The following is a 22,212-nucleotide window of genomic DNA, read 5'->3' on the forward strand; positions in this document are numbered from 1 at the left end:
GCTCAGCCGCCCGTCAGGTTCTCCTGGCGGGCGGTTTGCCGTTTGGAGGGTCCGGGGGAGAGAGCAGGGGACCGGACGCGCGAAACCGCCGCTGCCATATAAGACGCGGTGCCGGTAGAGCATGAAAAAGGGGGAGGTAAATGCAGGCTTCTGTTGCCAGGTGCCTGCGAACCCCGCCTGCCCTTGCTAGAGGACAGGGCTTAAGTTTCGGTCTTGTTACTGCTTACGCAGCAACGGCGACCGGAGCACGGTTGTCATTGGCAACTATCATGCTTGGACCGATAACGGTGGTACCTCACCGAGCAAAAGCTGACCTCTTTAGACGTCCGTCGATCCTAATTTCGGCCCCATGATCCCGCCAATGTGGGATATTTGGTGGAGCCGCCGGGTACCGCCCCCGGGTCCGAACCGCTTATTACAGGCGCGTTTATTGCCATAGTCCCCGAAGGGACGAAACAGAAATAGTCGCTCGTTCCGCATCCTTCAAGCCGGGAAACGGTCTGCATCTGCCTGATTTTTGGGGAAAGCGCTTCTACCAGCGCAGGACGACGGAGCCCCAAGCAAGTCCGCCGCCGATCGCTTCCATCACCACGAGGTCACCGGACTTGAACCGGCCCTGCGACGCGCCCACCGAGAGCGCGAGCGGGATGGATGCGGCGGACGTGTTGCCGTGGTCCTGAACGGTGAGGATCACCCGGTCCATGCCGAGGCCCATCTTCTTCGCCGTTGCCTCGATGATGCGCGAATTCGCCTGGTGGGGCACGATCCAGGCCACGTCCGCGCTTGTCAGCCCGACCTTGCCCAGAGCCGAATGGGCCGTGGCCGCCAGTTTCTCCACAGCATGCCGGAAGACCTCGCGTCCCTGCATCTTCAGAACGCCGCTGGTGCCGGTGGAGGTGCCGCCATTGACGTAGAGGATGTCCCTGTGGCGGCCGTCCGAGTGCAGATCGGTGGCGAGGATGCCGCGATCGGCGGATGTTCCCTCGCCCTCCTCGGCCTCGAGCACGACCGCGCCCGCACCGTCGCCGAAAAGGACGCAGGTCGCGCGATCTTCGAAGTCCAGGATCCGGGAGAAGGTCTCGGCGCCGATCACGAGGATGCGGCGGGCAGTGCCGGCCCTGATCAGGGCATCCGCATTGGCCATCGCGAAGACGAATCCGGCGCAGACCGCCTGGATGTCGAACGCGAACCCCGTCGTCAGACCGAGCTCCGCCTGCACCATGGTGGCGACGGAGGGAAAGGTGAGGTCCGGCGTGGAGGTGGCGACGATCAGCGCGTCGATCTCGGCCGCCTCGAGCCCTGCATCCGCCAGGGCCGCGCGCGCGGCGCGGGAGGCGAGGTCCGCAGTCGTCTGGCCTTCGGCGGCGAAGTGGCGCCGCTCGATGCCGGAGCGGGACCGGATCCATTCATCGGACGTCTCGAGGCTGGCCTCGAACTCGGAGTTGGGAACCACGCGGTTCGGCAGGTAATGGCCCACGCCCTTGAGGACGGCGCGGATCTGCCGCGCCTCGCTCGTGGTCTGTCGGCCTATGGCCGCCCCGGCGTCAGGCATCTGTCGCGCTCCGGTCCTGTGTGTCCGTATCGGCCTCGCCCAGCTCGGACAGCCGGGCGGCGAGGCGGTCGTTGAACCGGCTTTCCGACAGCTTGAACGCCAGCTTGATGGCGGATGACACGCCGGTCGCATCTGACGAGCCGTGGCTCTTCACCACCGTTCCGTTCAGCCCCAGGAACACCCCGCCGTTGTTCCGCCGCGGATCGATCCGTTTGGACAGGCGCCGAAGCGAGGTCATCGCGAGAAGCGCGGCGACACGGGAGAGGGGGGTGTGCTTGAAGGCTTCGCTCAGGAACGTCCGGATCAGGCTCGCGGTGCCCTCGGCCGTCTTGAGCGCGACATTGCCGGTGAAGCCGTCGGTGACGATCACGTCGACCTCGCCGCCAGGGATATCGCCGCCCTCGACGAAGCCGTGAAAGTCAAAATCGGCCCGCCTGGAGGCGGTCTCGATCAGGTCGTAGGCGATCTTCAGCTCCGCCCGACCCTTGTGCTCCTCGGTGCCGACATTGAGAAGGCCGAGGCGCGGGCGCTCGATCCCGAGCCCGTCCCGGGCATAGGCGGAGCCCATCAGGGCGTATTGCATCAGATCACGCTGATCGGCCCGGATATCCGCGCCGACGTCGAGCATGACGCTGAATCCGTTCGCGTTCAGGGAGGGCCAGAGGCAGGCGATGGCGGGGCGGTCGACGCCCGGCAGCTTGCGCAGGCGCACCATGGAGATCGCCATGAGCGCGCCGGTATTGCCGCAGCTTACCGCGACCGCGGCCTCGCCGTTGCGGACGCTCTCGATGGTCGACCACATGGACGTGCCCTTGCCGCGCCGCATGACGTGGCTGGGCTTCTCGTCCATGGTGACGACGTCGCCGGCATCGCGGATCACGCAGCGCTCGGTGAGCTTGCGCTTCGCCACGAGCGGCTCCAGATCGGCCTTAGGGCCGTGCAGGATGAACCCGATATCCGGGTTCTTCGCCGCCGATTCAGCCATGCCTGCGACGACGGCGTCCGCTCCGCGGTCGCCGCCCATCGCATCGACTGAAATGACGATTCGGCCGGACAGGGCCGCCGGAACGCCGGAGCTGTCCTGCACCTCGAGGTCGGAGGTCATGTCCGCTCCCGGAATGGCCGGGATCAGGCCGCGTCTTCGTCGATATCGACTTCGTCCGCGGCGGCAACGATTTCACGGTCGTTGTAGTGCCCGCAGGCGCCACAGACGTGATGCGGGCGCTTCAGCTCACCGCAGTTCGGGCACTCCGCCGGGTTCCCCGGAACCAGAGAATCGTGGGCGCGACGCATGTTGCGGCGCGATTTCGTAACTTTGTTCTGAGGGACGGCCATGTCTCAACCCCGAATAATTCGGCCGAAGCGGGCCCGGTGCGCACCTTGCGTCACCGCCGTCCAACGGCTCATCGCGTTTCTCGTATCGGCGCCTCATACGCCCGGTCTCCCCGGCAATCAAGCGGGGAGCCGTCTCAAAAGAGGCCGCACCATAACGTTTTTACGCTGCGGCGCAAGACAGGACCCGGACCGGGGCTCAATGCGGCCCTCCGCTTCCCGATTCTCCGCCCCCCTCCCGCAGCGCCTTGAGGGCCGCGAACGGACGCGCATCCTCATCGCGCATCGGCTCCACGCCCGGCGCGGCGAACACGGCCTCTCCGAGTTCGGCCCCTTCGGCGCGGGGGAATTCGGGAAGCGCAAGATCGAGCGCCTCACCGAGCACATCGGACAGGTCGAGCATGGCGGGCAGGGGCTCCGCCGTATCGTCCTGCGGCATCTCGACCTCGGTTTCCTCCGGCTCGGACCAGTCCTCGACATAGCGGCGCACCACATTCTCCGAGACCACGGTCTCGACCGGTGCCCCCGTCACCACGCATGCCTGCGTGGCGCGCGCCGTAATAGTCGCCTCCAGGCGCCAGTCGCGCCTCGCCGCCGGGATCAGCTGTCCCTCGAGCCGCGCCGAGCTCACGGCCTCGATCTTCAGGCGCTCCCGGATCGCCTCGAGGCCGGCCTCGTCCGGGGCGTAGTTCACCTTGTGCGCGTCCCGCCGCGGCAGGGATGACAGGCGCATAACCGCATCGTTGGCTCTATCCTCGCTCATGCCGGACCTTCCTTTCTTGATCCCGAAACTTGCCCTGATATAAGCCCTCCATAGCCGCGGCCCGCAAGGAGCCGGGGAATAATGTGGTCATCGGCTCCGGACAGGGGCCGGGCCACGCGGGGGCGTGAGGGCGTGGATGGGCCGAGTGAGCAAGCTGGTACGCGGTATTCGGACAGTCGCCCTGGCCGGCGCTCTTGGCGCGATGGCGGCCTGTCAGCCGATTTACAACAATCATGGCTACACGCCGTCTGATGCGGATCTTGCACAGATCGAGGTCGGCCGGGACACCCGCGAGACGGTCGCCGCCCAGATCGGCAGCCCCTCCGCCACCGGCGCGATCGGCGAACAGGGTTACTACTACGTCTCGAAGCGCGTCCGGTCCTACGGCTACCGCGCCCCCGAGGTGATCCAGCGCGAGGTCGTGGCGATCTCCTTCAGCGAGGCCGGCACCGTCTCCAATGTCGAGCGCTTCGGCCTCGAGGACGGCAACATGGTCGCGCTCTCCCGCCGCGTCACGGACAGCAATATCGAGAATGTCGGCTTCCTGCGTCAGCTCGTGGGCTCCATCGGCAACTTCACTGCCGACAATCTTCTCGGCAATTGAGGGCAGGGGGCGCGTTGGCCGGCGCCCCCCTTCATCTTTCCAGACCATACCCCCGCCGGGGCCATGTCCGCGGTCTCAGCCGGTCTCCGGCTTGAACTCGAGCGCGACGCCGTTGATGCAGTAACGCAGGCCCGTGGGCCGCGGCCCGTCGGGAAAAACATGGCCGAGATGCCCTTCGCAGCGATTGCAGTGCACCTCGGTGCGCTTCATGAAGAGGCTGCGATCGACGCGCTCGCCGACGAGATCCCCATCCTTCGGGGCATAGAAGCTGGGCCAGCCGGTGCCGCTGTCGAACTTGGTCTCCGAATCGAAGAGCGGCGCAGCGCATCCGGCGCAGACGAAGACGCCCGGTTCTTTAGGGAAATCGTCATGGGTGAAGGCACGCTCGGTGCCGTGCTTGCGCATCACCTTGTACCCCATGTCCCCGAGTTGGGCGCGCCATTCCTCGTCCGACTTCTCGACCTTCTCGATTTCCGTGCTCTCCGCCATCGTCTCCCGCTTTCCCGCGTCTCCGGGGGCCGGCCCCGGCGCGAACTGTCTTGTTGATGCGTTGTCTCTTGCCCATAGGTAGGAAATCCTGCGGAGCTTCCAAGCGGAGGAGGAGCCGTAATGCTCGATCTAAGGGGAGGGCGCTACGTCGCCCGCCCGGCCACGACCTCCTCGGATATCTCCGCCTGCCTTGCGCTGCGAGCCGCGGCGTTCCGGGGTGGCGCGCCGGATGAGGATGCCTTCGACGGTGCGTCTCGCCACGTCATGGTCGAGGACCGCCGGACCGGAGAGGCCGCCTGCACCTTCCGTCTCGCGTTTTATCGCGGGGATGAGATCGCGCGGAGCTATTCCGGCCTACGCTACGACTTGTCCCGTCTTGCGGGGTTTCCCGGCGTCCTTCTCGAACTCGGCCGGTTCTGCATCCGCAGCGGCGCGCCGGATGCGGACATCCTGCGCCTGGCCTTGGCTGCGCTGACGCGGGAAGTCGATGCCGCCGGCGTCACGCTCCTGTTCGGATGCAGCTCCTTTCCGGGGACCGACCCGGCCGAGCACGCCACGGCCCTCGGGTACCTTGCGGGGCGGGCTCCCGCGCCGGCGGACTGGGCGCCCGGCATCGGAACGCCAAGCACGGTCCCGCTCGCCCGCTTCGCCCAGGCCGCGCCGCCGCGCCGCGGGCTTCTTGCCCTGCCGCCGCTTCTGCGCAGCTATCTGGGCCTCGGCGGCTGGACCTCCGATCACGCCGTGATCGACAGGGATCTCGGCACCACGCATATCTTCACCGGTGTGGAGATCGCCCGTATTCCGCCGGCCCGCGCCCGCGCGCTCCGTCTCGTGGCTGACGTATCCCAAGGCGCCTGACGCGCTGCCACGGGCGCAGATCCATGGCCCGGGCGGAGGAAGACGCCGGCAGCGGAGCGGTCCCCGGCAAGGAGGCGGATCGCCCGTGCGGTGACGGGGAGGGCCTCGCCGCCGTGCCCATCGCGCCACATTTTCGTCCGGAACGCATGGTGAAACCCCGGCGGTATCAATGAATTCGCCGGGACGTTCCATGCCCACCGCCGCCAAGCTCGTTGCCGCAATAGGCTTTGCCCTGATGGCCTACATCGCCTCGGAGGCCTTCAAGCCCCTGCTGCCGGAGGGGACGAGAGTGCATCTTCTGTCACCCGTCAACGCCGGCATCGGGGCGCTCTCGGGGTGGCTCGTCATGGGCCGTCTTGCGGGGCGTGGCTACCGCGAGGCGGTGTCCTCGGGACTGAGAACGGCGGCTGTCGCGGCGTTCTACATCCTGACCGGGTGGGCCGCCTGCGAGATGATCCGCAAATCCATGCGGCTGCTTTACGACGGGCCGATGGAGGCGCTTGTTGCGATGATGGGCATGATCGGCGAATACGCCATCATGGCGGCGACGGATCCCTGGACGGCGCTGATCATCGTCGGCGGCGGCGTTGTTGCCGCTTGTCTTTCGGAATGGGCTGCACGCAATCTTGGCTGATCGAACGATATGCTTCCTCGCCGGACCGCTCTCGGATCCGGGCCTCCTGCGCTCCGTGACCGGGGAGCGGCTCCGCCTGGAGCCTGCGCGCCTCGACGGGTTCGGCACCGCGGGTCCGGACGAGGAGAGCGGCGGTCCCGTCTGCCTGCGACGCGCGGATGGCAGCGTGGGGGGCGTTCTGGCGGAGCTCACGGGCGATGCCGCGCAGCGTCTCGCCACGTATGTCGCACTCTTCGGGGCGGAGCTTCGCAAGGTGCGCGTTGGCGAGGAGGCCGCGCTAGCTCCCCTGAACGAGGAGGCGCCCTTGCGGTCGCATGACGCCGCGGCCTGGGCGCAGAGGCTCGGCCCCAGTGCTCCCCTTGCCGCCGAGGAGGCGCTGGCGGCCCTCGCCGCCGGCGTGCCCGCGGACGTCGTCAAGGGACGCTACGCCAAGCTGATGGTCCGCGCGCAGGCCCGCGCCAATGCCCGCAATGACACGCCGCCAGCGACCACGCGCCGCGCGCGGGAGGAGGGCGACCTCGTGATCGAAGGCTGGCGGCAGCCCTACGCGAACTTCTTCGCCGTCGAGGAATACGACATCGACCACATCCGCTTCGACGGGACCCGCAGCGGGCGTCTCGAACGGGCGGTCTTCGTGTCGGGGGACGCCGTCACCGTCCTGCCCTACGATCCCGTCCGCGACCGGGTCCTCCTCGTGGAACAGATCCGCCTGGGCCCCCTCGGGCGCGGCGATCCCAACCCGTGGACGCTGGAGCCCATCGCCGGGCGGCTCGACGGCGGCGAGACCCCCGAGACGACGGCCCGCCGGGAAGCCGAAGAAGAGGCGGGCCTTGCGCTCACCGAACTCATCCCGTGCGGGCGCTACTATCCATCGCCGGGGGCGAAATCCGAATTCGTCTATTCGTACATCGGTCTTGCAGACCTGCCGGATGGCGCCGGGGGTCTCGGCGGCGCGGCCGAGGAAGCGGAAGACATCCGCGCTCACGTTCTGTCCTTCGACAGCCTGATGTCCCTCATCGCGAGCGGGGAGGCCCAGACCGGGCCCTTGATCATTTCCGCGCTCCGACTCGCGGCGCTCCGGCCATCGCTGCGGAGTTGACTCCCGTCCGCCCGATTGTAGCTGTGAGGGGCGACAGAGGAGCCACGCCCATGCAGATCAGACAGAACCTTGCCGATGCGGTGGGAAACACCCCTCTCATCCGGCTGAACGGCCCCAGCGAGGCCACGGGCTGCGAAATTTACGGCAAGGCGGAGTTCCTCAATCCCGGACAATCCGTGAAGGATCGCGCCGCCCTCTGGATCATCCGGGACGCCATGGCCAGGGGCCAGCTGAAGCCCGGCGGCACCATCGTCGAGGGGACGGCGGGGAATACCGGCATCGGCCTCGCCCTCGTCGGCGCGTCCATGGGGTTCCGCACCGTGATCGTGATCCCCGAGACGCAGAGCCAGGAAAAGAAGGACATGATCCGCCTGGCCGGCGCTGAGCTCGTGGAAGTCCCGGCGGTGCCCTACAAGAACCCGGACAATTACGTGAAGTATTCGGGCCGCCTCGCCGAGGAACTGGCGAACACGCTTCCCGAGGGCGCGATCTGGGCCAACCAGTTCGACAATACCGCCAACCGCGAGGCCCATATCGAGGGGACCGGCCCCGAGATCTGGGCGCAGACCGACGGCAAGGTGAACGGCTTCATCTGCGCCATCGGCACGGGCGGCACGCTTGCGGGCGTCGGCATGGCGCTGCAGCCCAGGGGCGTGAAGATCGGCCTCGCGGATCCGGGCGGCTCCGCGATGTACTCGATCTACCGCACCGGTGAGGCGGACGCCTCCGGCAGTTCGATCACCGAAGGGATCGGGCAGGGCAGGGTGACCGCCAATCTCGAAGGCTTCACGCCCGACTTTCTCGCCAAGATCGAGGATGACGAGGCCCTGCGCGTCACCTTCGACCTTCTCAAGCACGAAGGTCTCTGCCTCGGTGGCTCGTCCGGGATCAACGTCGCGGGGGCGATGGCGATGGCGCGGGACATGGGACCGGGTCACACCATCGTCACGGTCCTCTGCGACTACGGGACCCGCTACCAGTCGAAGGTCTGGAACCCCGAATTCCTGCGCGAAAAGGGCCTCCCGGTCCCCGATTGGCTGGAGAAGGACGCCTCCGATCTGCCGCGCGTCTTTGCCGGCTGAATCGGGTTGCGCCCGCCCCGTGCCTCACGCTAAACCCCCGTCCAACGGAGAGGTGGCCGAGTGGTCGAAGGCGCACGCCTGGAAAGTGTGTAGGCGGGAAACCGTCTCCAGGGTTCGAATCCCTGTCTCTCCGCCACATTGCATATATTGTGGTTTTGAATGGGTCGCCTCTGGCGGCCTTTTTCTTTTGTTGCCAGGGCGCCCGGCGCTGGATCGCGCGCGTCACGGTGACGGGGCAGCAAAACCGCAAGGGCGCGCCGCTTCGAGCTGAGCTTGGGGGCGAGACCAAGCCTCCCCGGTGACAGGCAGAAGGCCGGTCGACAGTGTCGGGCGGTCTGAAATCCTGATGTGCCTCTCTCCGATCAGGATCGGGACGCACGAGACGGCGCGTCGCCTGGCTCGGAGGTTGCGCGCCGTTCGGGACGTGGCGAAGTCCCGGGGGCGTTCGGTCCGGCGAGCCGCCGCCTGCCACCGGGAAACCTCATGCTGCCATCACGCGCGATCCATCACGCGGACCAGGGCCGGGAAGTAGGCATCGCCCAGCCCGGCGTCGCGGGCCTTCTCCATCCGCGTCTTTGCCAGTTCGGCACCATGGGCCTGGAACCCGGTCAGGTTGGCCAGCTCGAGGGCGTACTTGACGTCCTTCAGGGCATAGTCGGTCGGGAAGGCGCCGGACGGGAAGACGTCTGGCAGCATGGCCTTCATGCCATGGTTGCGCAGGGCGAAACTGTCGGCCGAGCCCTTGGCCAGCGTGTCGAACAACAGCGCGTCATCGACCCCCGCGGCGCGCCCGAGGGAGAGCGCTTCGGACAGGGCCACCACGGTCTCGAAAAGCACCATGTTGTTGAGGATCTTCACCACCTGTCCGCATCCGACAGGCCCGCAATGGGTGATGTCGGTCGCCGCATGGGCCAGGAGGGGGTGGATGACCGCGACGTCCTCGTCGGAGCCGCCGACCATGATCGACAACGTGCCCTCTTCGGCGGCCTGCCGCGTGCGGGCAACAGGGGCATCGACAAGACGCATTCCCTTTTCCTGCAAAGCCTCGGAGAGGTCCCGCGACAGGCCGACCGGGGAGGTGGACATGTCCACGACCAGAAGCCCGGCCTTGCCCGAGGGCAGGATTTCGTCGCGAATGACTGTCTCGACCTGTGCGCCGCCGGGCAGCGACAGGAAGAGGATGTCCACCTCCGCCGCCATCGCAGCCAGACTCTGCGCAGCGACGGCCCCATGCTCGACGAGGCGGGCGACAGGGGCAGGGGAGAGATCGAAGACCTGCATCTGCGCGCCAGACCCTCGCGTTATGTTGCGACAGATCGGCTCGCCCATCACGCCGAGACCGGCAAAACCGAGGGTCGCGGCTTCGGCGGAGGTGGTGGTCCTGGGGGTCATTGTTGCTCTCCTTGGGGGACGGGAATGGACAGGATCGAGGTGCCGCAGAGCGATCCGAGGAAGGCGCGCGTCTCGTCCCGGGAAAAGGCGATGGAGGCGATGTTGCCGAGGCGGCTCCGGCCGGTGTCATAGAAGTGCTCCCTTCCCATGCGGCCCTCGGCCAGGGCGCTCTCGACGCGGGTCACGAGGTCCGGGTCGTGGTCTTCCAGAACCAGCTCGGCCCGACCGTCCGGCGCAACGCGCCACAGCCGGTTCGAGACGATGCAGGTGACCCAGAGATGCCCGGCGCTGTCGAAGCGGATCCCGTCGGGGAAGTCTCCCCGTCCGAATTGCACCATGGTGCGGCGATTGCTCAGCCCGTCCGGCCCCAGGTCGAAGCGGGTGATACGGCGTGAGAAGGTCTCGGAGATGACAAGGCCGGAGCCATCCGGGGTCAGCCGGCATTCGTTGGCGAAGCAGATGTCATCCGCCAGGATTCGCGCCGTGCCATTCTCAACCATCACGATCAGACCGTCGGCGATCTTGTCCGAATAGGCCTTGAAGCGCGGTTGCTGGATGGTGCTGACGGTGATCCACATCCGGCCGGTGTCGTCGGTCATGACGAAGTTCGCCGCTGCGAGGGGGACGCCCTCGGCCTCCATGACTTCGCAGGTCAGGCTCCGGTCCGCTCCGAGGCGCCAGATCCCGCCGCCCTCTCCGATATTGGCGATCAGAACGCTGCCGTCAGGCTGCGGCGCGATGCCGTTGGGCACCAGTTCGGCGCCGCCTGCCACCGCAGGCGCGGGCCCCTCGGTCACGACCTGACCATCGGGAGAGATCCGGCTGATCCCGCGCGCCCGATGCGAGACGATCAGGCCACCGCCCTCTGTGACGTGAACCGATTCCGGGCGATCCAGCCCCTGTCCGATGCGCGTGACGTCATCGACCGAGAGTAGCGGCTTGCCTGCCGTGTCAGTCATGTAGGAGAGCTCCATGAAAATGGCCAATGTGTTCTGTTTTGGACGGGGCCCGCATCGCCTCGGAAAGACGTGTTCGCCGCCGTCATTCGATTTTCCAGAAGATTAAACTTGCAATCTCAATCCGTGACTCTCTACACAATAGAACATGAATTCTGTCAGGTGCAACAGCGGCGTCGACATGACCGACCAGGTAATCGCCACCTTCATGCGTTTTCCCGCGCTCCTCGCCGGGCATCCCGAGATTGCTCGGCGGGCGGATCGCGCCAGTATCGTGCTGCTCCTGGAGGCCGGGTCCCAAGGGGTGCGTCTTCAGCTTGAGAAGGGTCAGGCAGACGTGCTTCCGGCCGAGGGCCCGATGCGGGGCTGGGATATCGCCCTGCGTGCCGCGCCCGAGGCCTGGGCCGATCACTGGCAGGCCGTTCCGGCGCCGGACGCCTTCGACATCCTCGGCATGGTCCGACACGGGCGGATGCGGATCGAGGGCAATTTCGCGCCGCTCATGCGGCACTTGCAGGTGGTGAAGGACATCCTTGCGCTGCCGAGGGCCGCGGCGTGAGCCCGCGTTTCGATCCCGTCACCGGGCGCTACCTGCGCCTCGACATCGGCGGCAGGCCGCATCGTCTCTATGTCGAGGAAGCGGGGCAGGGCATTCCGCTACTATGCCTGCACACGGCCGGGGCCGATGGCCGGCAATATCGGGACCTGCTGCTGGACGAGGCCGTCACGGCGCGCTTTCGGGTGATCGCCTTCGACATGCCATGGCATGGCAAGTCCAGCCCGCCGGAAGGCTGGCAGGACGAGGACTACCGCCTGAGCACCGAGGCCTATGTCGGGATGATCCTCGATGTCTGCGCGGCGCTCGAGCTTGACCGCCCGGTGGTCCTTGGATGTTCGATCGGGGGGCGTATCGTGCTGCAGTTGGCCGCCGGTCATCCCGAGCGGTTCCGGGGGCTGATCGGAGCCCAGGGCGCCGCATGGCAGGATCCCTGGTACGACATCGACTGGCTGCACCGTCCCGATGTCCATGGCGGAGAGATTTGCGCCGCGCTGATTTCCGGCCTGATCGCGCCGGGCGGCCCCTCGGCGGACAGGCACGAGACGCTTTGGCACTACATGCAGGGCGGTCCGGGGGTCTTCAAGGGCGACCTCTGGTTCTACCGCGTCGACGGCGATCTGCGCGAGACCATCGCGCGGATAGACACCGCGCGCTGTCCGCTCTGGCTGATGGCGGGGGAATACGATTTCTCCTGCCGCCCGGAGGACATGATCGCCACCGCGGAGGCCATTCCGGGCTGTCAGGCGGTGAGAATGGAACGGCTGGGCCATTTTCCGATGAGCGAAAACTACGGGCAGTTTGCCCGCAGCCTGACCCCGATCCTCGAGGAGATATCGGGGCCGGTTCCGAGGGCGTAGAGCACCTAGGTGAACCACGAAACGTGAACACAAACGGGAGGAGAACAACCATGAAACGTACCACAATTCTCGCGGCGGCTTCGGCGCTTGCGATGGTCGCGACGGGCGCAGTTGCTCAGGAGACCCTGAAGATCGGGGCGCTCGTCACCATGTCCGGCGCCGGCGCGAGCTGGGGCAACGGCATGAAGCGCGCGGCGGAGCTGGCCGCCGAGGACGTCAACGAGGCCGGCGGCCTCGAGGTCGGTGACACCACGTACCAGGTCGAGATCATCGCCTACGACGACAGCTACAAGGCCAACGAGGCGGTGACCGCTGCCAACCGCCTCGTCTTCGAAGACGAGGTCAAGTACATCATCGGCACCGTCGGCTCGGCGCCGATCCTCGCGATCCAGCCGATCACCGAGGAAAACGGCGTCATCACCATGACGCTGGGCTTCACCGCCCAGGCGCTCGGGGCCGACAAGCAATATACCTTCCGCCCCAATCCGACCACGGCAGAGGTGGCCCAGCCGCAGATCGACTGGATCGTGCGCACTCAAGGCGTGGAGACCGTCGGGGCGCTCTTCCCCAAGGACGAGACCGGCGAGGCCATCGCGGAAGACCTGTCCGGCGCCTACGAGCAGGCCGGCGCGACCCTTGTTGCAACCGAGTTCTTCGAGCGTGACCGTGTCGACTTCATTCCGCTGCTGACCCGCATCATCGCCCAGGGCGTGGATGCGATCGAGCTTGACGGCAACTCACCGGTCACGGCGGGGCAGATCGTGCAGCAGGCGCGGGATCTGGGCTTCGAAGGCGTGATCATCCGCACCGGTGGCCCCGCCACACAGGAGATCGTCAACGTCGCCGGCGAGGCCGCCACGGAAGGGATGTTCGTCCACTCGGCCTTCGACCCCGGCGTGGCCAGCGCAAAGGCCTACGAGGAGCGCTACGTCGAGACCTACGACGAGCCGATGAACGGCTTCTCGCCCTTCTTCTACGACGGCACGAAGATGCTGTTCCAGGCGATGCAGGACGCCGGCACGGTCGAGGATACCGAGGCGGTCGCGACCGCCTACGAGAACATCTCGGACTACGAGGGCATCCTCGGCACGATGAACTGGACCGGGAGCGAGCGCTACGGGATCGCTCACCAGCTCGACAGTCCCTTCTACATCGCCCGGGTGACCGGCGGTGAGGAAGAGATCGTCGCCCGCTGCACCTCTACCGGCTGCGAGTAAGCGCCCTGCTGCCGCGCGCCCGGCAAGGCTCGGCGCGCGGCCCCCTCCATGTATAAGGACCGGCATCCGTGAGCTTCCTCATCGCCCAGTCGCTGATCAACGGCGTGATCCTGGGAACCCTCTACCTTCTGATGGCGATCGGCTTCACGCTGGCCTTCGGCGTCATGCGCATCGTCAACTTCGCGCATGGCGAATTCTACATGATCGGCGCCTTCTGCGCGTTGATCGGCGTGACCTGGCTGGGGCTGCCCTATCCGGTGACCCTGGCCCTGACCATCGTGTTTGCCATCCTCATGGGCGCGGTGGTCGAGCGCCTGGTCTTCCGCCCCTTCCGCAATGACGAGCTGTCAGGGATGATCGCCTCGCTCGGGCTCGCGATGATCCTGCAGCACGGGGCGCTCATTCTCTTCGGGCCCGATCCGCAGGCGTTCCCGGCGATGGCGACCGGTGTGTTCAAGTGGGGCGCGCTGATCGTGCCCAAGTCGCGGGCCCTCGCGCTCGGCATCGGCATCGTGATCCTGCTGATCTTCTACCTCTTCCTGATGCACACCCGGCATGGACGGGCGCTGCGCGCGCTCGTTCAGGATCAGGAGGTCGCCGCAGTCTTCGGGGTGCGGCTGGAGATCATGTATCCGCTCGGCCTCGGCCTCGGCATCGCGCTGGCCGCGGTGGCAGGCGGCCTGATGGCGCCGCTCTTCGGGGTCTCTCCCTTCATCGGTGCGACGCCGCTCCTGAAAGCCTTCATCGTGGTAATCCTCGGGGGTCTGGGATCGATCCCGGGCGCTGCCCTCGCGGCGATCCTGCTGGGGCTGATCGAGAGCTTCACCTCGTCCTTCGTCAGCGCCTCGGCCGCCGATATCGTGACCTTCGCGCTGGTCATCGGCGTGCTCCTGGTGCGGCCCGCGGGTCTTCTGGGGAGGGCGGAGGCATGAGCTCAGCGCTCACCCGCACCACCTCCGGCCCGCGGGCGATGGCGCTGCTCTGGGCCGTGGCCCTGGTGGCGGTCGCACTGATCCCCTGGATCACCGGCAGTACCTTCCACTTCCATATCGCGATCATGGTCTGCATTTCGGCCATGGCGACCGGTGGCCTCGCGGTCACCGCCTGGGTCGGCCAGCTTTCGCTCGCCCATGCGGCCTTCGCCGGAATCGGGGCCTATACCTCGGTCCTGCTCGTCACCCGTCTGGACCTGCCCGTCCTTCTGGGACTGCCGGCCGGCGCGCTGGTCGCGGGGGGCGTGGCCTTCGTGATCGGCGCCCCCTTGCTGCGGCTGCGCGGTGTCTACTTCGTGCTGATCACCTTCGCGCTGAACGAGCTCTTCCGCCTGGTCATGCTGGAAATCCCCGAATACTCGGGCGGATCGAGCGGCATCGCGGGCATTCCCAAGATCTCGCTCTTCGGCGCGACCCTGTCGAGCTACGAGGCCGTCTATCCCTTCGCCCTGGTCTGCCTCGCGCTGGTCATGGGTCTGCTCGTGCTGATCCGCAAAGGCCAGCTCGGCCGACGTTTCGGCGCGGTCGAGGAGAACCTTGCCCTGGCCGAGGCCTCGGGCATCCCGACCGCGCGGACCCAGAACCTCGCCTTCACCATCGGCAGTGCGATCGCCGGATTCGCGGGAGCTTTCCTCGCGCATTACGTTGGCTTCATCTCGCCCGAGACCTTCGGGTTCCAGCTCTCGGTCTCCTACGTGATCATGCTGGTGACGGGCGGACGGCTGGCGCTCTGGGGGCCGCTGGTCGGCGCGCTCTTCCTGACGCCGCTGCCCGAGTTCCTGCGCGGCGCGGTCGAGTACCAGCACATCATCTACGGCGTGATCCTGATCGCGGTGCTGCGGTTCCTGCCGCAGGGCCTGGCGGGACTGCCGGCACAGCTTTCACGCAAGGAAGGCCGGGCATGAGCACGCTTCTGGAAATCGGTGGCCTGACCAAGCGCTTCGGCGGTCTTACCGCGCTGTCGGATGTCAGTTTCTCCGTGGCCGGGGATGCGATCACCGGCCTGATCGGCCCCAATGGCGCCGGCAAGACGACCTGCTTCAACCTGATCACCGGGACCTTCCCGGCGACCTCCGGCACCATCCGGTTCCGGGATCAGGATATCTCGGGGTTGCCGCCGCACCGCATCGTCGAGCACGGGCTGGCGCGGACCTTCCAGGCTGCCACCACCTTCCCGAAAGTCAGCGTGCGCGAGAACATCCTGCGCGGGGCGCTGCTGCGTCATCCGCTCGGGCTGGGGGCGATGCTGTTCGGCGGCGCGGCGGCGAGGCGCGCCGAGCAGGAGGCGCGGGGCAGGGTCGAGCATGTGATGGAGGCGCTGGATCTGACCGACCATGCCGACCGCGCAGCCGGAACGCTGGCCTACGGCCATCAGAAGCGCCTCGGCGTGGCGATCGGCCTGGCCACGCAGCCCGGGCTGCTGCTCCTGGACGAACCGGCCGCGGGGCTCAATCCCGACGAGGTGGACCGCTTCGCCTCCATGCTCAGGGAGATCCGCGCAAGCTTCGGGGTCTCGGTGCTGATCGTCGAACACCATATGCGGCTGATCATGCGGGTCTGCGATCACCTGGTCGTTCTGGATCACGGCGAGAAGATCGCCGAGGGCGCGCCCGCCGAGGTGCGCGACGACCCGAAAGTCATCGAAGCCTACCTGGGGGCCGACCATGCGCAGTGATCTTTCCGTCCGCAACCTGGTGGTGAACTACGGACCCGTCCGGGCCCTGCACGGCGTCAGCTTCGACGTGCCCGCGGGGCAGGTGGCAGCGCTCGTCGGCTCGAACGGGGCAGGCAAGAGCACTGTGCTGAAGTCGATCTGCGGCCTGCTGAAGCCCGTGGAGGGCGAGATCCGCGTCGGCGACGAGGTGCTGCAGCCCCGCCCGGGCGATCCGCTGCGCCACGGCGTTGCGCTCTCGCCCGAGGGACGGCGGCTGTTCGGCCAGCTTTCGGTCGAGGAAAACCTGATCATGGGCTCCTACGCCGTGCGCGACAAGGCGGCGCGCCGCGAGATGATGGACCGGGTCTACGGCTACTTCCCGCGGCTGAAGGAACGGCGGCGGCAGATGGCAGGCTCGCTCTCGGGAGGGGAGCAGCAGATGTGCTCCATCGGCCGCGCCCTGATGGCGCTGCCGCGGGTGCTGCTGCTCGACGAACCCTCGCTGGGGATCGCGCCGATCATCGTCTCCGAGCTTGCCGTCATCATCGAGGAGATCAGCCGCGACATGTCCATGACCGTGCTGCTGGTCGAACAGAACGCGCAGATGGCCCTGTCGATCGCCGCAAGCGGCGTGGTGCTGGAAACCGGCAACGTCGTGCTGACCGGCACGGGGCGTGAACTTCTGGAAAGCCCGGAGGTCCGGGCCGCCTATCTTGGAACTTGAGGAAGAACAGAACATGTCGCTGCTCGCGAAGAAGGCCACGGTTCCTCCGGCCGATCAGGTACAGGATCTGCTGATTGCCGGGCGAGCCGTGCCCGGAGACGGGCCGCCGCTGCGTGTGGTGAACCCGGCGACGGGCGCGCTTCTCGGGCGCGTCGGAACCTCGAGCCCGGCTCAGGTGGCCGAGGCGATCGCCGCCGGCCACGAGGCAGAGCGCCGGACCGGCTGGTCCCGGTTGCCCCCGCATGAGCGGGCGCGCATCCTGTCCCGCGCCGCGGACGAGATCGAGCGCCAGGCCGATCATCTCGCGGTCCTCCAGATGAGCGAGAATGGCAAGACGCGCAAGGAAAGCCATGCCCAGGCCATGTCGGCGGCCGGGATCTTCCGCTACTACGCCGCCGTCTGCGAATGCAGCGAAGAGGCGATGCCGCCGGCCCGCGGTGACTACTACACGATGCAGGTCTACGAACCGGTGGGCGTGGTCGCCGCCCTGACACCCTGGAACTCTCCGCTGACCATGGGGGCGCAGAAGATCGCGCCGGCCCTCGCGGCGGGCAATGCGGTGGTGTTGAAGGCGGCAGAGACCACGTCCTTCGTGACCCTGGCCCTCGGGCAATGCGTCGTGGAGGCCGGTTTGCCCGAGGGGCTGCTGTCGGTTCTCGCCGGCGGGCGCGAGACCGCCGTGGCGCTGGTCGAGGATCCGGGCATCGGCCTGATCAGCTTCACCGGCGGCACCGCCACGGGGCAGAGCATCGCCCGCGGCGCGGCGGACCGGCTGGTGCCGATGATCCTGGAACTGGGAGGCAAGTCGCCGCATATCGTCTTCGCCGATGCCGACCTCGAGGAGGCGGCCAGATCGGTGGCGAGCGGGATCTTCGGCGGCACCGGCCAGTCCTGCGTTGCCGGCTCGCGGCTCTTCGTCCAGGCCTCGGTGGCGGATCGCTTCCGCGCCCTGCTGATCGAGGCGGCCGGGGCGATGCGGCTCGGCCCGCCCAGCGATCCCGCGAGCGTAATCGGCCCGCTGTCGTCCTTCGCCCATCGCGAGCGGGTCGAGAGTTTCGTGAAGGCCGGTGTCGCTTCGGGGGGCGAAATCCTTTTCGGCGGCCAGCGCCCGGAGGGCGAGGTTTTCGCGGAGGGCGCCTATTTCGAGCCAACGATCATCGGCGGGCTCGATAACTCCGCCGCCATCGCGCAGGAAGAGATCTTCGGCCCGGTCCTTTGCTTCATGACCTTCGAGGACGAGGCGGACCTGGTGGGCGCGGCCAATGACAGCGATTTCGGCCTCGCGGCGGGGATCTGGACCGAAAGCTATCGTCGCGCCTGGCGGGTGGCCCGCGCCCTCGAGGCCGGGACAGTCTGGATCAACACATATAAGCAGCTCTCCATCGCGGCCCCCTTCGGCGGCTTCAAGCTGTCCGGGCAGGGGCGGGAGAAGGGCCTGCAGGGGATGCGCGCCTACCAGCAGATGAAAAGCCTCTACTGGGCCGTCTGAGTGGCGGTGGCCGCGGCCCGATCCCGCGGTTCGATAGAGACGAATTGAGGCGGAATGCTTATTCTAACCAGCGCATAGGCCGAGGTAGATGTGACAGCCCAGGACACCACAGGTCCCGACAAGGATAAATCATCGCGCGGCGTGGCAGCGGTGGACCGAGCGCTCTCGATCATCGCGGCCCTCGAAGCCAGCACGATACCGCGCAACCTTTCCGAGATCGCCCGTGCGACCGGACTCTACAAGAGCACCATCCTGCGACTGATGGAGTCCTTGCAAGCGGCCGGCTACGTGATCCGGATCGAGGATTCCAAGTATGCGCTGGGCCCGACGATCATGCAGCTTGGCCTGGCTTACGAGCGCAGCAACCCGCTGCGTCATCACGTCCTGCCGGTCATGGAACGTCTCGTATCGATCGGAACGGAAAGCCCGTCTTTCCACGTGCGCCAGACCGAGACCGAGCGGCTGTGCCTGTTCAGGCTGGATTCGCATCATTCCACCCTCGACCGTGTGCATGTCGGGGACCGACTGCCGCTCTATCGAGGCGCGGCGGGCAAGATCCTGCGCGCGTTCGGTGATCCTCCCGAGCAGGGCAGCGATATGGATGAGATCCGGCAGGAGGGCCTCGCCATCTCGCTTGGTGAGAGGGACAAGCTCTGTGCGGGCATCGCCGCGCCTGTCTTCGCCGGATCGGAGCGTCTGCTGGGGGCCCTGTCCTTCTCGGGGCCGAGGGAGCGGTTCCGCGAAGAGGACATCGCTCGCATGCGGCCTCAGATGATGGACGCCGCAAAGGAGCTTTCCATCGGCTTGGGCGGATAGGCTGAAGACGCCCCAGCGTGGCGACGAGACGTGCTCCGTGAAGCGAGGATGCCGCCTTCGCTGATCCTGGGTCGTGATCGCGCCGCGGCCGGGCCGATGCCGGCTTGCGCTACCCTTTCACCGCGCCCGAGATGAGCGCCGTCACGATCATCCGTTGCAGCGCCACGAACACGAGGACGGCGGGCAGAACTGCGATCAGGCAGGCGGCGGCGAGAAGCTGCGTGGTGGACGCGCTGACCGAGCCGGCGAAGTTGAAGATCGCGACGGAGATCGGCCAGTCCTGATCGCGCTCGAGCAGGATGAACGGGACCAGGAACTGCGACCAGTTCATCACCATCGTCAGCACGAAGGCCGAGGCGAGGCCGGATCGCGCCAGGGGCAGGACGATGCGGCCGAGGATCAGCCAGCGGGACGCCCCGTCGATCTGGGCCGCCTCCTCGAGTTCCACCGGAATCGCGTCGAACGTGACCTTCAGGAGCCAGACGGCGAGCGGCATCCCGATGGCGCCGTAGACGGCGATGACGGAGAGGTGGAGGTTCAGAAGATCGAGCGTGCTCATCCAGCGGTACAGCGGCACGAGGATCACGAGGGGGGAGATCATCTGCACGGCGAGGAGGCCGACGAGCACCGCGCCCTGACCCCGGAACGGGATGCGGGAGCAGGCATAGGCCGCCGGAATGGCCAGGGCGATGGCCAGCGCCCCGCCGCCGGCCGAGAGCTTGAGGCCGTTCCAGAGGTAGCTCAGGAAGGCGCGGTCCGACAGGACGGCGCTGAAGTTGTCCAGCGTCGGCGCCTCGGGAATGAAGCGCGCGGCGCCGAGATAGACCTCCGCCGGGGTTCGGATCGCGAGACTGACGAGCCAGGCGAAGGGCAGCAGGAAGAAGGCCGCGAGGAGGGCGAAGAGGGCATAGCTCGCGACATCGCCCCAGCGTGCAGCGCTCACGATGTGCCCCGGTCGCGGCCGATCCACCCGATCAGGAGTGTCAGCGTGATGCCGGCAGCGAAGAGCAGGAGCGCCAGAACGGCGCCGCCCGCGAGGTCGAGATTGTAAAACACCGTATTGAAGGTGAAGAGCGCGAGGACCTCGGTCGCCCGGCCCGGCCCGCCGCCTGTGAGGGCCAGGATCGAGTCGAAGGTGTTGAGCGTCTGCACCGAAACGAGGACGGAGTTCACCGCGATGGCCCGTCTCATGAGCGGCAGGGTGATCGACCGGAAGGTCCGCCACGGGCCGGCGGCGTCGAGCTCGGCCACCTCGTAGAGAACCGGGGGGATGCCGCGGCGGGCGGCGTAGAAGACGATCATGGAGAAGGCCGTGCCCTGCCAGAGGTTCGCGATGACCGCCGAGACCAGCGCCATCTTTGGATCGGAGAGCCATGCGACAGGTCCCAGGGCCACGGATCCGAGCAGGCTGTTGAGCGTCCCGTAGGGCGCCTCGTCGAAGAGCAGCCCCCAGATAAGCCCGTTCGCGATCCCGGGCACGACCCAGGCCGCGAGAACGAGCGTCCGGAACGCGGCCATGCCCTTCAGCCCCCGCCGTTCTCCCCGCACGATCAGGAGCGCAATGGACAGCCCGGCGAGTTGCAGCGCGACGACGTTGACCGCCACGAAGATCACCGTCGTCGCCAGTACCTTTCGCAGCGCCGGATCGCCGAGGATCGAGCGCACCGCGTCGAGGGAAAGTCCGGTCGCCGGAGCGATCAGTGTGGCGTCGCTGAAGGCGAGCCGGACGACATCAAGAACGGGGATCGCGTAGAACACGGCCAGGACCGCCACGGCCGGCAGAAGCCAGGGCCATGGCTGCCCCTGACCCGGCGGTCGCTCGCGGAGGGCCGGGGCTGCCGTCATTGCCGCGCGTAGGCCGCCTCGACGGCTGTCGCCGCGGCATCCAGCGCCTCTTCGGGCTCCTGCGTGCCGGACAGGACATTGCCGAGAAGGATCTGAATCTGGTTCGAAATCTCCGGATAGACCGCCGCGCCGGGCCGCGCGACGCCGTTCTCGAGCGCCTCGGCGAAGAGCTCGAATTCCGGGCCGTCATAGGCGTCGTACTCGGTGTAGATCGACGCGGATGTGGGCAGGAGCCCCTGGGCGGCATTGCCGGGCCCGGCATAGATCTCCTTCGCGATCTCGCCGCAGAGGGCGGCCTTCTCGGGATCGTCCGACAGCGCGGCGATGGACCATCCGCCGGTTCCGGTCGCGCGCTGGTCCGCCGTGGGGCCGGGCAGTTCGGAGACCTCCCAGTTGGCGAAGCGGTCCGTGGGCAGCGTGGTGCGCAGCTGGCCGTATTGCCAGTTGCCGCCGACGAACATCGCCGCGGAGGAGGCGGCGGCCGCAGCGGTGAAGGCGTCGTAATCGGTGATCGAGGTGATCCGGGCCGGCGCGGCGCCACTGTCCACCAGGCCGTCGTAGTAGCGGATCGCGGCGAGGAATTTCTCGCGGTTCTCGCCCTCGGCGAAGATCGGCGCGCCGCTCTCGTCCACGAGCCGGCCTCCCTGAGCCCAGAAGTTCGCGAGCCAGTCGAAGGCCGTTCCTTCCCAGCGTCCGCCGTTGATCAGGATGCCCTCCCGGCCGGCCTCGGCCGCGGCGAGCGCAGCGGCCTCGACCTCCGCCCAGGTCTGCGGCGCATCGGGGATGAGCGAGGTGTCGCGGTAGAGGACGCGCAGATCCGTGAACCACCACCAGGCCAGGACGTCGCCGTCCTCGTTCGTCACCGCATCCCGAACGAAGGGAAAGAGATCGGCCACATCCTCGTCGCTGAACACGGCGTTCATGGGACGAAGGACGCCCGTCTCCTTGAAGAGCGCAAGCTGGCTCGAATCGATCATCGCGCAATCGGGCCCGCGGCCGCCTTGGGTCTGTTGCAGAAGCCGGGCCTGCTCCTGGCCGATATTCCCGGTCTGAAGCTGGGTCTCGATCTTCCAGTCCGGGCGCTCGGAGATGAACTCCGAGAACAGCCGCTCGAAGGCCTCCTTCGTGGCGGGATCCGAGGAGTAGAGGTCGTAGGAGGTGAGTCGGAAGGTCAGCGTTTTGGGCGCATCCGGCAGGCCGACGCGGTTCCGTCCGATCAGATCCTGCGCATGGGACGGGCTCGGCAGGGCGGCGATGGTGGCGAGGGCGGACAGGGCGGCGAGGATCGGCGTCTTCAT

The 22,212-nt window shown here is 67.3% G+C and carries 25 protein-coding genes, 1 tRNA gene and 1 other RNA gene; 16 read left to right on the forward strand and 11 right to left on the reverse strand.

The window, feature by feature from the left end:
• Positions 1-139: 139 nt before the first annotated feature.
• From ssrA to RM543_RS11520, 5 genes are all read right to left on the reverse strand, one after another.
• Positions 140-491: a transfer-messenger RNA gene (ssrA, locus tag RM543_RS11500) on the reverse strand.
• Positions 492-532: 41 nt separating this feature from the next.
• Entirely contained in the window at positions 533-1,552 is a 1,020-nt protein-coding gene (locus RM543_RS11505; RefSeq protein WP_311691743.1) for a beta-ketoacyl-ACP synthase III, read from the reverse strand.
• Positions 1,545-2,657, reverse strand: coding sequence for a phosphate acyltransferase PlsX (plsX, locus tag RM543_RS11510; RefSeq protein ID WP_311691746.1), 1,113 nt, complete (start codon positions 2,655-2,657; stop codon positions 1,545-1,547). The genes RM543_RS11505 and plsX overlap by 8 nt, the downstream gene beginning before the upstream one ends.
• Positions 2,658-2,680: 23 nt before the next feature.
• Positions 2,681-2,887 (reverse strand): 50S ribosomal protein L32, encoded by a 207-nt coding sequence (gene rpmF / locus RM543_RS11515; RefSeq protein ID WP_311691748.1) that lies wholly within the window; start codon positions 2,885-2,887, stop codon positions 2,681-2,683.
• 196 nt (positions 2,888-3,083) lie between these two features.
• On the reverse strand, positions 3,084-3,647 hold the full coding sequence (locus tag RM543_RS11520; RefSeq protein WP_311691751.1) for a YceD family protein: 564 nt from the start codon (positions 3,645-3,647) through the stop codon (positions 3,084-3,086).
• Positions 3,648-3,783: 136 nt separating this feature from the next.
• Here RM543_RS11520 and RM543_RS11525 point away from each other — a divergent pair, with 136 nt between their 5' ends.
• Entirely contained in the window at positions 3,784-4,251 is a 468-nt protein-coding gene (locus tag RM543_RS11525; protein WP_432280455.1) for an outer membrane protein assembly factor BamE, read from the forward strand.
• Between the two features lie 75 nt (positions 4,252-4,326).
• On the opposite strand, the gene msrB is transcribed toward RM543_RS11525, so the two are convergent.
• Positions 4,327-4,740, reverse strand: a complete 414-nt coding sequence (gene msrB / locus RM543_RS11530; protein WP_311691753.1) for a peptide-methionine (R)-S-oxide reductase MsrB — start codon at positions 4,738-4,740, stop codon at positions 4,327-4,329.
• Positions 4,741-4,860: 120 nt separating this feature from the next.
• On the opposite strand from msrB, the gene RM543_RS11535 reads away from it, so the two are divergent.
• The 6 genes from RM543_RS11535 (at position 4,861) to RM543_RS18960 (ending at position 8,945) form a co-directional block, all read left to right on the forward strand.
• Positions 4,861-5,598, forward strand: a complete 738-nt coding sequence (locus RM543_RS11535; RefSeq protein WP_311691755.1) for a GNAT family N-acetyltransferase — start codon at positions 4,861-4,863, stop codon at positions 5,596-5,598.
• Positions 5,599-5,788: 190 nt separating this feature from the next.
• The gene (locus RM543_RS11540; protein ID WP_311691757.1) at positions 5,789-6,232 is read left to right on the forward strand and encodes a TrgA family protein; all 444 of its coding nucleotides are present in this window, start codon (positions 5,789-5,791) and stop codon (positions 6,230-6,232) included.
• Positions 6,225-7,331 (forward strand): NUDIX domain-containing protein, encoded by a 1,107-nt coding sequence (locus RM543_RS11545; RefSeq protein WP_311691759.1) that lies wholly within the window; start codon positions 6,225-6,227, stop codon positions 7,329-7,331. The genes RM543_RS11540 and RM543_RS11545 overlap by 8 nt, the downstream gene beginning before the upstream one ends.
• 50 nt (positions 7,332-7,381) lie before the next feature.
• The gene (locus RM543_RS11550) at positions 7,382-8,413 is read left to right on the forward strand and encodes a cysteine synthase A (protein ID WP_311691761.1); all 1,032 of its coding nucleotides are present in this window, start codon (positions 7,382-7,384) and stop codon (positions 8,411-8,413) included.
• A gap of 46 nt (positions 8,414-8,459) precedes the next feature.
• A tRNA-Ser gene (locus RM543_RS11555) sits at positions 8,460-8,549 on the forward strand.
• Between the two features lie 162 nt (positions 8,550-8,711).
• Complete coding sequence (locus RM543_RS18960; RefSeq protein ID WP_432280456.1) at positions 8,712-8,945, forward strand: phage integrase central domain-containing protein; 234 nt, start codon at positions 8,712-8,714, stop codon at positions 8,943-8,945.
• Here the strand turns inward: RM543_RS18960 and RM543_RS11560 are convergent.
• Together RM543_RS11560 and RM543_RS11565 are read right to left on the reverse strand one after the other, a co-directional pair.
• Entirely contained in the window at positions 8,906-9,805 is a 900-nt protein-coding gene (locus RM543_RS11560; RefSeq protein WP_311691763.1) for an NAD(P)-dependent oxidoreductase, read from the reverse strand. The genes RM543_RS18960 and RM543_RS11560 overlap by 40 nt on opposite strands.
• Positions 9,802-10,764 carry an SMP-30/gluconolactonase/LRE family protein gene (locus RM543_RS11565; RefSeq protein WP_311691764.1) on the reverse strand — a complete coding sequence of 321 codons (963 nt, stop codon included), beginning with the start codon at positions 10,762-10,764 and terminating at the stop codon, positions 9,802-9,804. The genes RM543_RS11560 and RM543_RS11565 overlap by 4 nt, the downstream gene beginning before the upstream one ends.
• A 178-nt stretch (positions 10,765-10,942) precedes the next feature.
• Between RM543_RS11565 and RM543_RS11570 the strand changes: the two genes are divergently transcribed.
• The 9 genes from RM543_RS11570 to RM543_RS11610 all read left to right on the forward strand — a co-directional run bounded on the left by RM543_RS11570 (position 10,943) and on the right by RM543_RS11610 (position 19,069).
• A complete protein-coding gene (locus RM543_RS11570; RefSeq protein ID WP_311691766.1) occupies positions 10,943-11,320 on the forward strand; it encodes a hypothetical protein in 378 nt (125 codons plus the stop codon).
• Complete coding sequence (locus RM543_RS11575) at positions 11,317-12,177, forward strand: alpha/beta fold hydrolase (RefSeq protein ID WP_311691768.1); 861 nt, start codon at positions 11,317-11,319, stop codon at positions 12,175-12,177. Before RM543_RS11570 ends, RM543_RS11575 begins: the two co-directional genes overlap by 4 nt.
• A gap of 50 nt (positions 12,178-12,227) precedes the next feature.
• Positions 12,228-13,394: an ABC transporter substrate-binding protein gene (locus RM543_RS11580; RefSeq protein WP_311691770.1), complete on the forward strand. Its 1,167-nt coding sequence runs from the start codon at positions 12,228-12,230 to the stop codon at positions 13,392-13,394.
• 68 nt (positions 13,395-13,462) lie between these two features.
• Complete coding sequence (locus RM543_RS11585) at positions 13,463-14,326, forward strand: branched-chain amino acid ABC transporter permease (protein ID WP_311691772.1); 864 nt, start codon at positions 13,463-13,465, stop codon at positions 14,324-14,326.
• On the forward strand, positions 14,323-15,291 hold the full coding sequence (locus RM543_RS11590; RefSeq protein WP_311691774.1) for a branched-chain amino acid ABC transporter permease: 969 nt from the start codon (positions 14,323-14,325) through the stop codon (positions 15,289-15,291). The genes RM543_RS11585 and RM543_RS11590 overlap by 4 nt, the downstream gene beginning before the upstream one ends.
• Positions 15,288-16,061 carry an ABC transporter ATP-binding protein gene (locus RM543_RS11595; protein ID WP_311691775.1) on the forward strand — a complete coding sequence of 258 codons (774 nt, stop codon included), beginning with the start codon at positions 15,288-15,290 and terminating at the stop codon, positions 16,059-16,061. Before RM543_RS11590 ends, RM543_RS11595 begins: the two co-directional genes overlap by 4 nt.
• The gene (locus RM543_RS11600) at positions 16,051-16,764 is read left to right on the forward strand and encodes an ABC transporter ATP-binding protein (RefSeq protein ID WP_311691776.1); all 714 of its coding nucleotides are present in this window, start codon (positions 16,051-16,053) and stop codon (positions 16,762-16,764) included. The genes RM543_RS11595 and RM543_RS11600 overlap by 11 nt, the downstream gene beginning before the upstream one ends.
• Positions 16,754-18,253, forward strand: a complete 1,500-nt coding sequence (locus tag RM543_RS11605; RefSeq protein ID WP_311691778.1) for an aldehyde dehydrogenase — start codon at positions 16,754-16,756, stop codon at positions 18,251-18,253. The genes RM543_RS11600 and RM543_RS11605 overlap by 11 nt, the downstream gene beginning before the upstream one ends.
• A 150-nt stretch (positions 18,254-18,403) precedes the next feature.
• Positions 18,404-19,069 (forward strand): IclR family transcriptional regulator, encoded by a 666-nt coding sequence (locus RM543_RS11610; protein WP_311691779.1) that lies wholly within the window; start codon positions 18,404-18,406, stop codon positions 19,067-19,069.
• Between the two features lie 109 nt (positions 19,070-19,178).
• On the opposite strand, the gene RM543_RS11615 is transcribed toward RM543_RS11610, so the two are convergent.
• From RM543_RS11615 to RM543_RS11625, 3 genes are read right to left on the reverse strand one after another with little or no spacing between them, the layout of a single operon-like run.
• A complete protein-coding gene (locus tag RM543_RS11615; RefSeq protein ID WP_311691780.1) occupies positions 19,179-20,012 on the reverse strand; it encodes a carbohydrate ABC transporter permease in 834 nt (277 codons plus the stop codon).
• On the reverse strand, positions 20,009-20,914 hold the full coding sequence (locus RM543_RS11620; RefSeq protein WP_311691782.1) for a carbohydrate ABC transporter permease: 906 nt from the start codon (positions 20,912-20,914) through the stop codon (positions 20,009-20,011). The genes RM543_RS11615 and RM543_RS11620 overlap by 4 nt, the downstream gene beginning before the upstream one ends.
• Complete coding sequence (locus tag RM543_RS11625; RefSeq protein ID WP_311691783.1) at positions 20,911-22,212, reverse strand: extracellular solute-binding protein; 1,302 nt, start codon at positions 22,210-22,212, stop codon at positions 20,911-20,913. Before RM543_RS11625 ends, RM543_RS11620 begins: the two co-directional genes overlap by 4 nt.

Origin of the sequence: Tropicimonas omnivorans (assembly GCF_031846565.1) — a bacterium.
Classification (GTDB): domain Bacteria; phylum Pseudomonadota; class Alphaproteobacteria; order Rhodobacterales; family Rhodobacteraceae; genus Tropicimonas_B; species Tropicimonas_B omnivorans.

Excerpts from the sequence above, each read along its gene's own strand:
- RM543_RS11595 (WP_311691775.1), top strand. The coding sequence starts at position 15,288 with ATGAGCACGCTTCTGGAAATCGGTGGCCTGACCAAGCGCTTCGGCGGT.
- RM543_RS11550 (WP_311691761.1), top strand. The coding sequence starts at position 7,382 with ATGCAGATCAGACAGAACCTTGCCGATGCGGTGGGAAACACCCCTCTC.
- RM543_RS11505 (WP_311691743.1), bottom strand. The coding sequence starts at position 1,552 with ATGCCTGACGCCGGGGCGGCCATAGGCCGACAGACCACGAGCGAGGCG.
- RM543_RS11570 (WP_311691766.1), top strand. The coding sequence starts at position 10,943 with ATGACCGACCAGGTAATCGCCACCTTCATGCGTTTTCCCGCGCTCCTC.
- RM543_RS11560 (WP_311691763.1), bottom strand. The coding sequence starts at position 9,805 with ATGACCCCCAGGACCACCACCTCCGCCGAAGCCGCGACCCTCGGTTTT.
- RM543_RS11600 (WP_311691776.1), top strand. The coding sequence starts at position 16,051 with ATGCGCAGTGATCTTTCCGTCCGCAACCTGGTGGTGAACTACGGACCC.
- RM543_RS11520 (WP_311691751.1), bottom strand. The coding sequence starts at position 3,647 with ATGAGCGAGGATAGAGCCAACGATGCGGTTATGCGCCTGTCATCCCTG.
- plsX (WP_311691746.1), bottom strand. The coding sequence starts at position 2,657 with ATGACCTCCGACCTCGAGGTGCAGGACAGCTCCGGCGTTCCGGCGGCC.
- rpmF (WP_311691748.1), bottom strand. The coding sequence starts at position 2,887 with ATGGCCGTCCCTCAGAACAAAGTTACGAAATCGCGCCGCAACATGCGT.
- RM543_RS11540 (WP_311691757.1), top strand. The coding sequence starts at position 5,789 with ATGCCCACCGCCGCCAAGCTCGTTGCCGCAATAGGCTTTGCCCTGATG.
- RM543_RS11535 (WP_311691755.1), top strand. The coding sequence starts at position 4,861 with ATGCTCGATCTAAGGGGAGGGCGCTACGTCGCCCGCCCGGCCACGACC.
- RM543_RS11620 (WP_311691782.1), bottom strand. The coding sequence starts at position 20,914 with ATGACGGCAGCCCCGGCCCTCCGCGAGCGACCGCCGGGTCAGGGGCAG.
- RM543_RS11580 (WP_311691770.1), top strand. The coding sequence starts at position 12,228 with ATGAAACGTACCACAATTCTCGCGGCGGCTTCGGCGCTTGCGATGGTC.
- RM543_RS11565 (WP_311691764.1), bottom strand. The coding sequence starts at position 10,764 with ATGACTGACACGGCAGGCAAGCCGCTACTCTCGGTCGATGACGTCACG.
- msrB (WP_311691753.1), bottom strand. The coding sequence starts at position 4,740 with ATGGCGGAGAGCACGGAAATCGAGAAGGTCGAGAAGTCGGACGAGGAA.
- RM543_RS11625 (WP_311691783.1), bottom strand. The coding sequence starts at position 22,212 with ATGAAGACGCCGATCCTCGCCGCCCTGTCCGCCCTCGCCACCATCGCC.
- RM543_RS11525 (WP_432280455.1), top strand. The coding sequence starts at position 3,784 with ATGGGCCGAGTGAGCAAGCTGGTACGCGGTATTCGGACAGTCGCCCTG.
- RM543_RS11590 (WP_311691774.1), top strand. The coding sequence starts at position 14,323 with ATGAGCTCAGCGCTCACCCGCACCACCTCCGGCCCGCGGGCGATGGCG.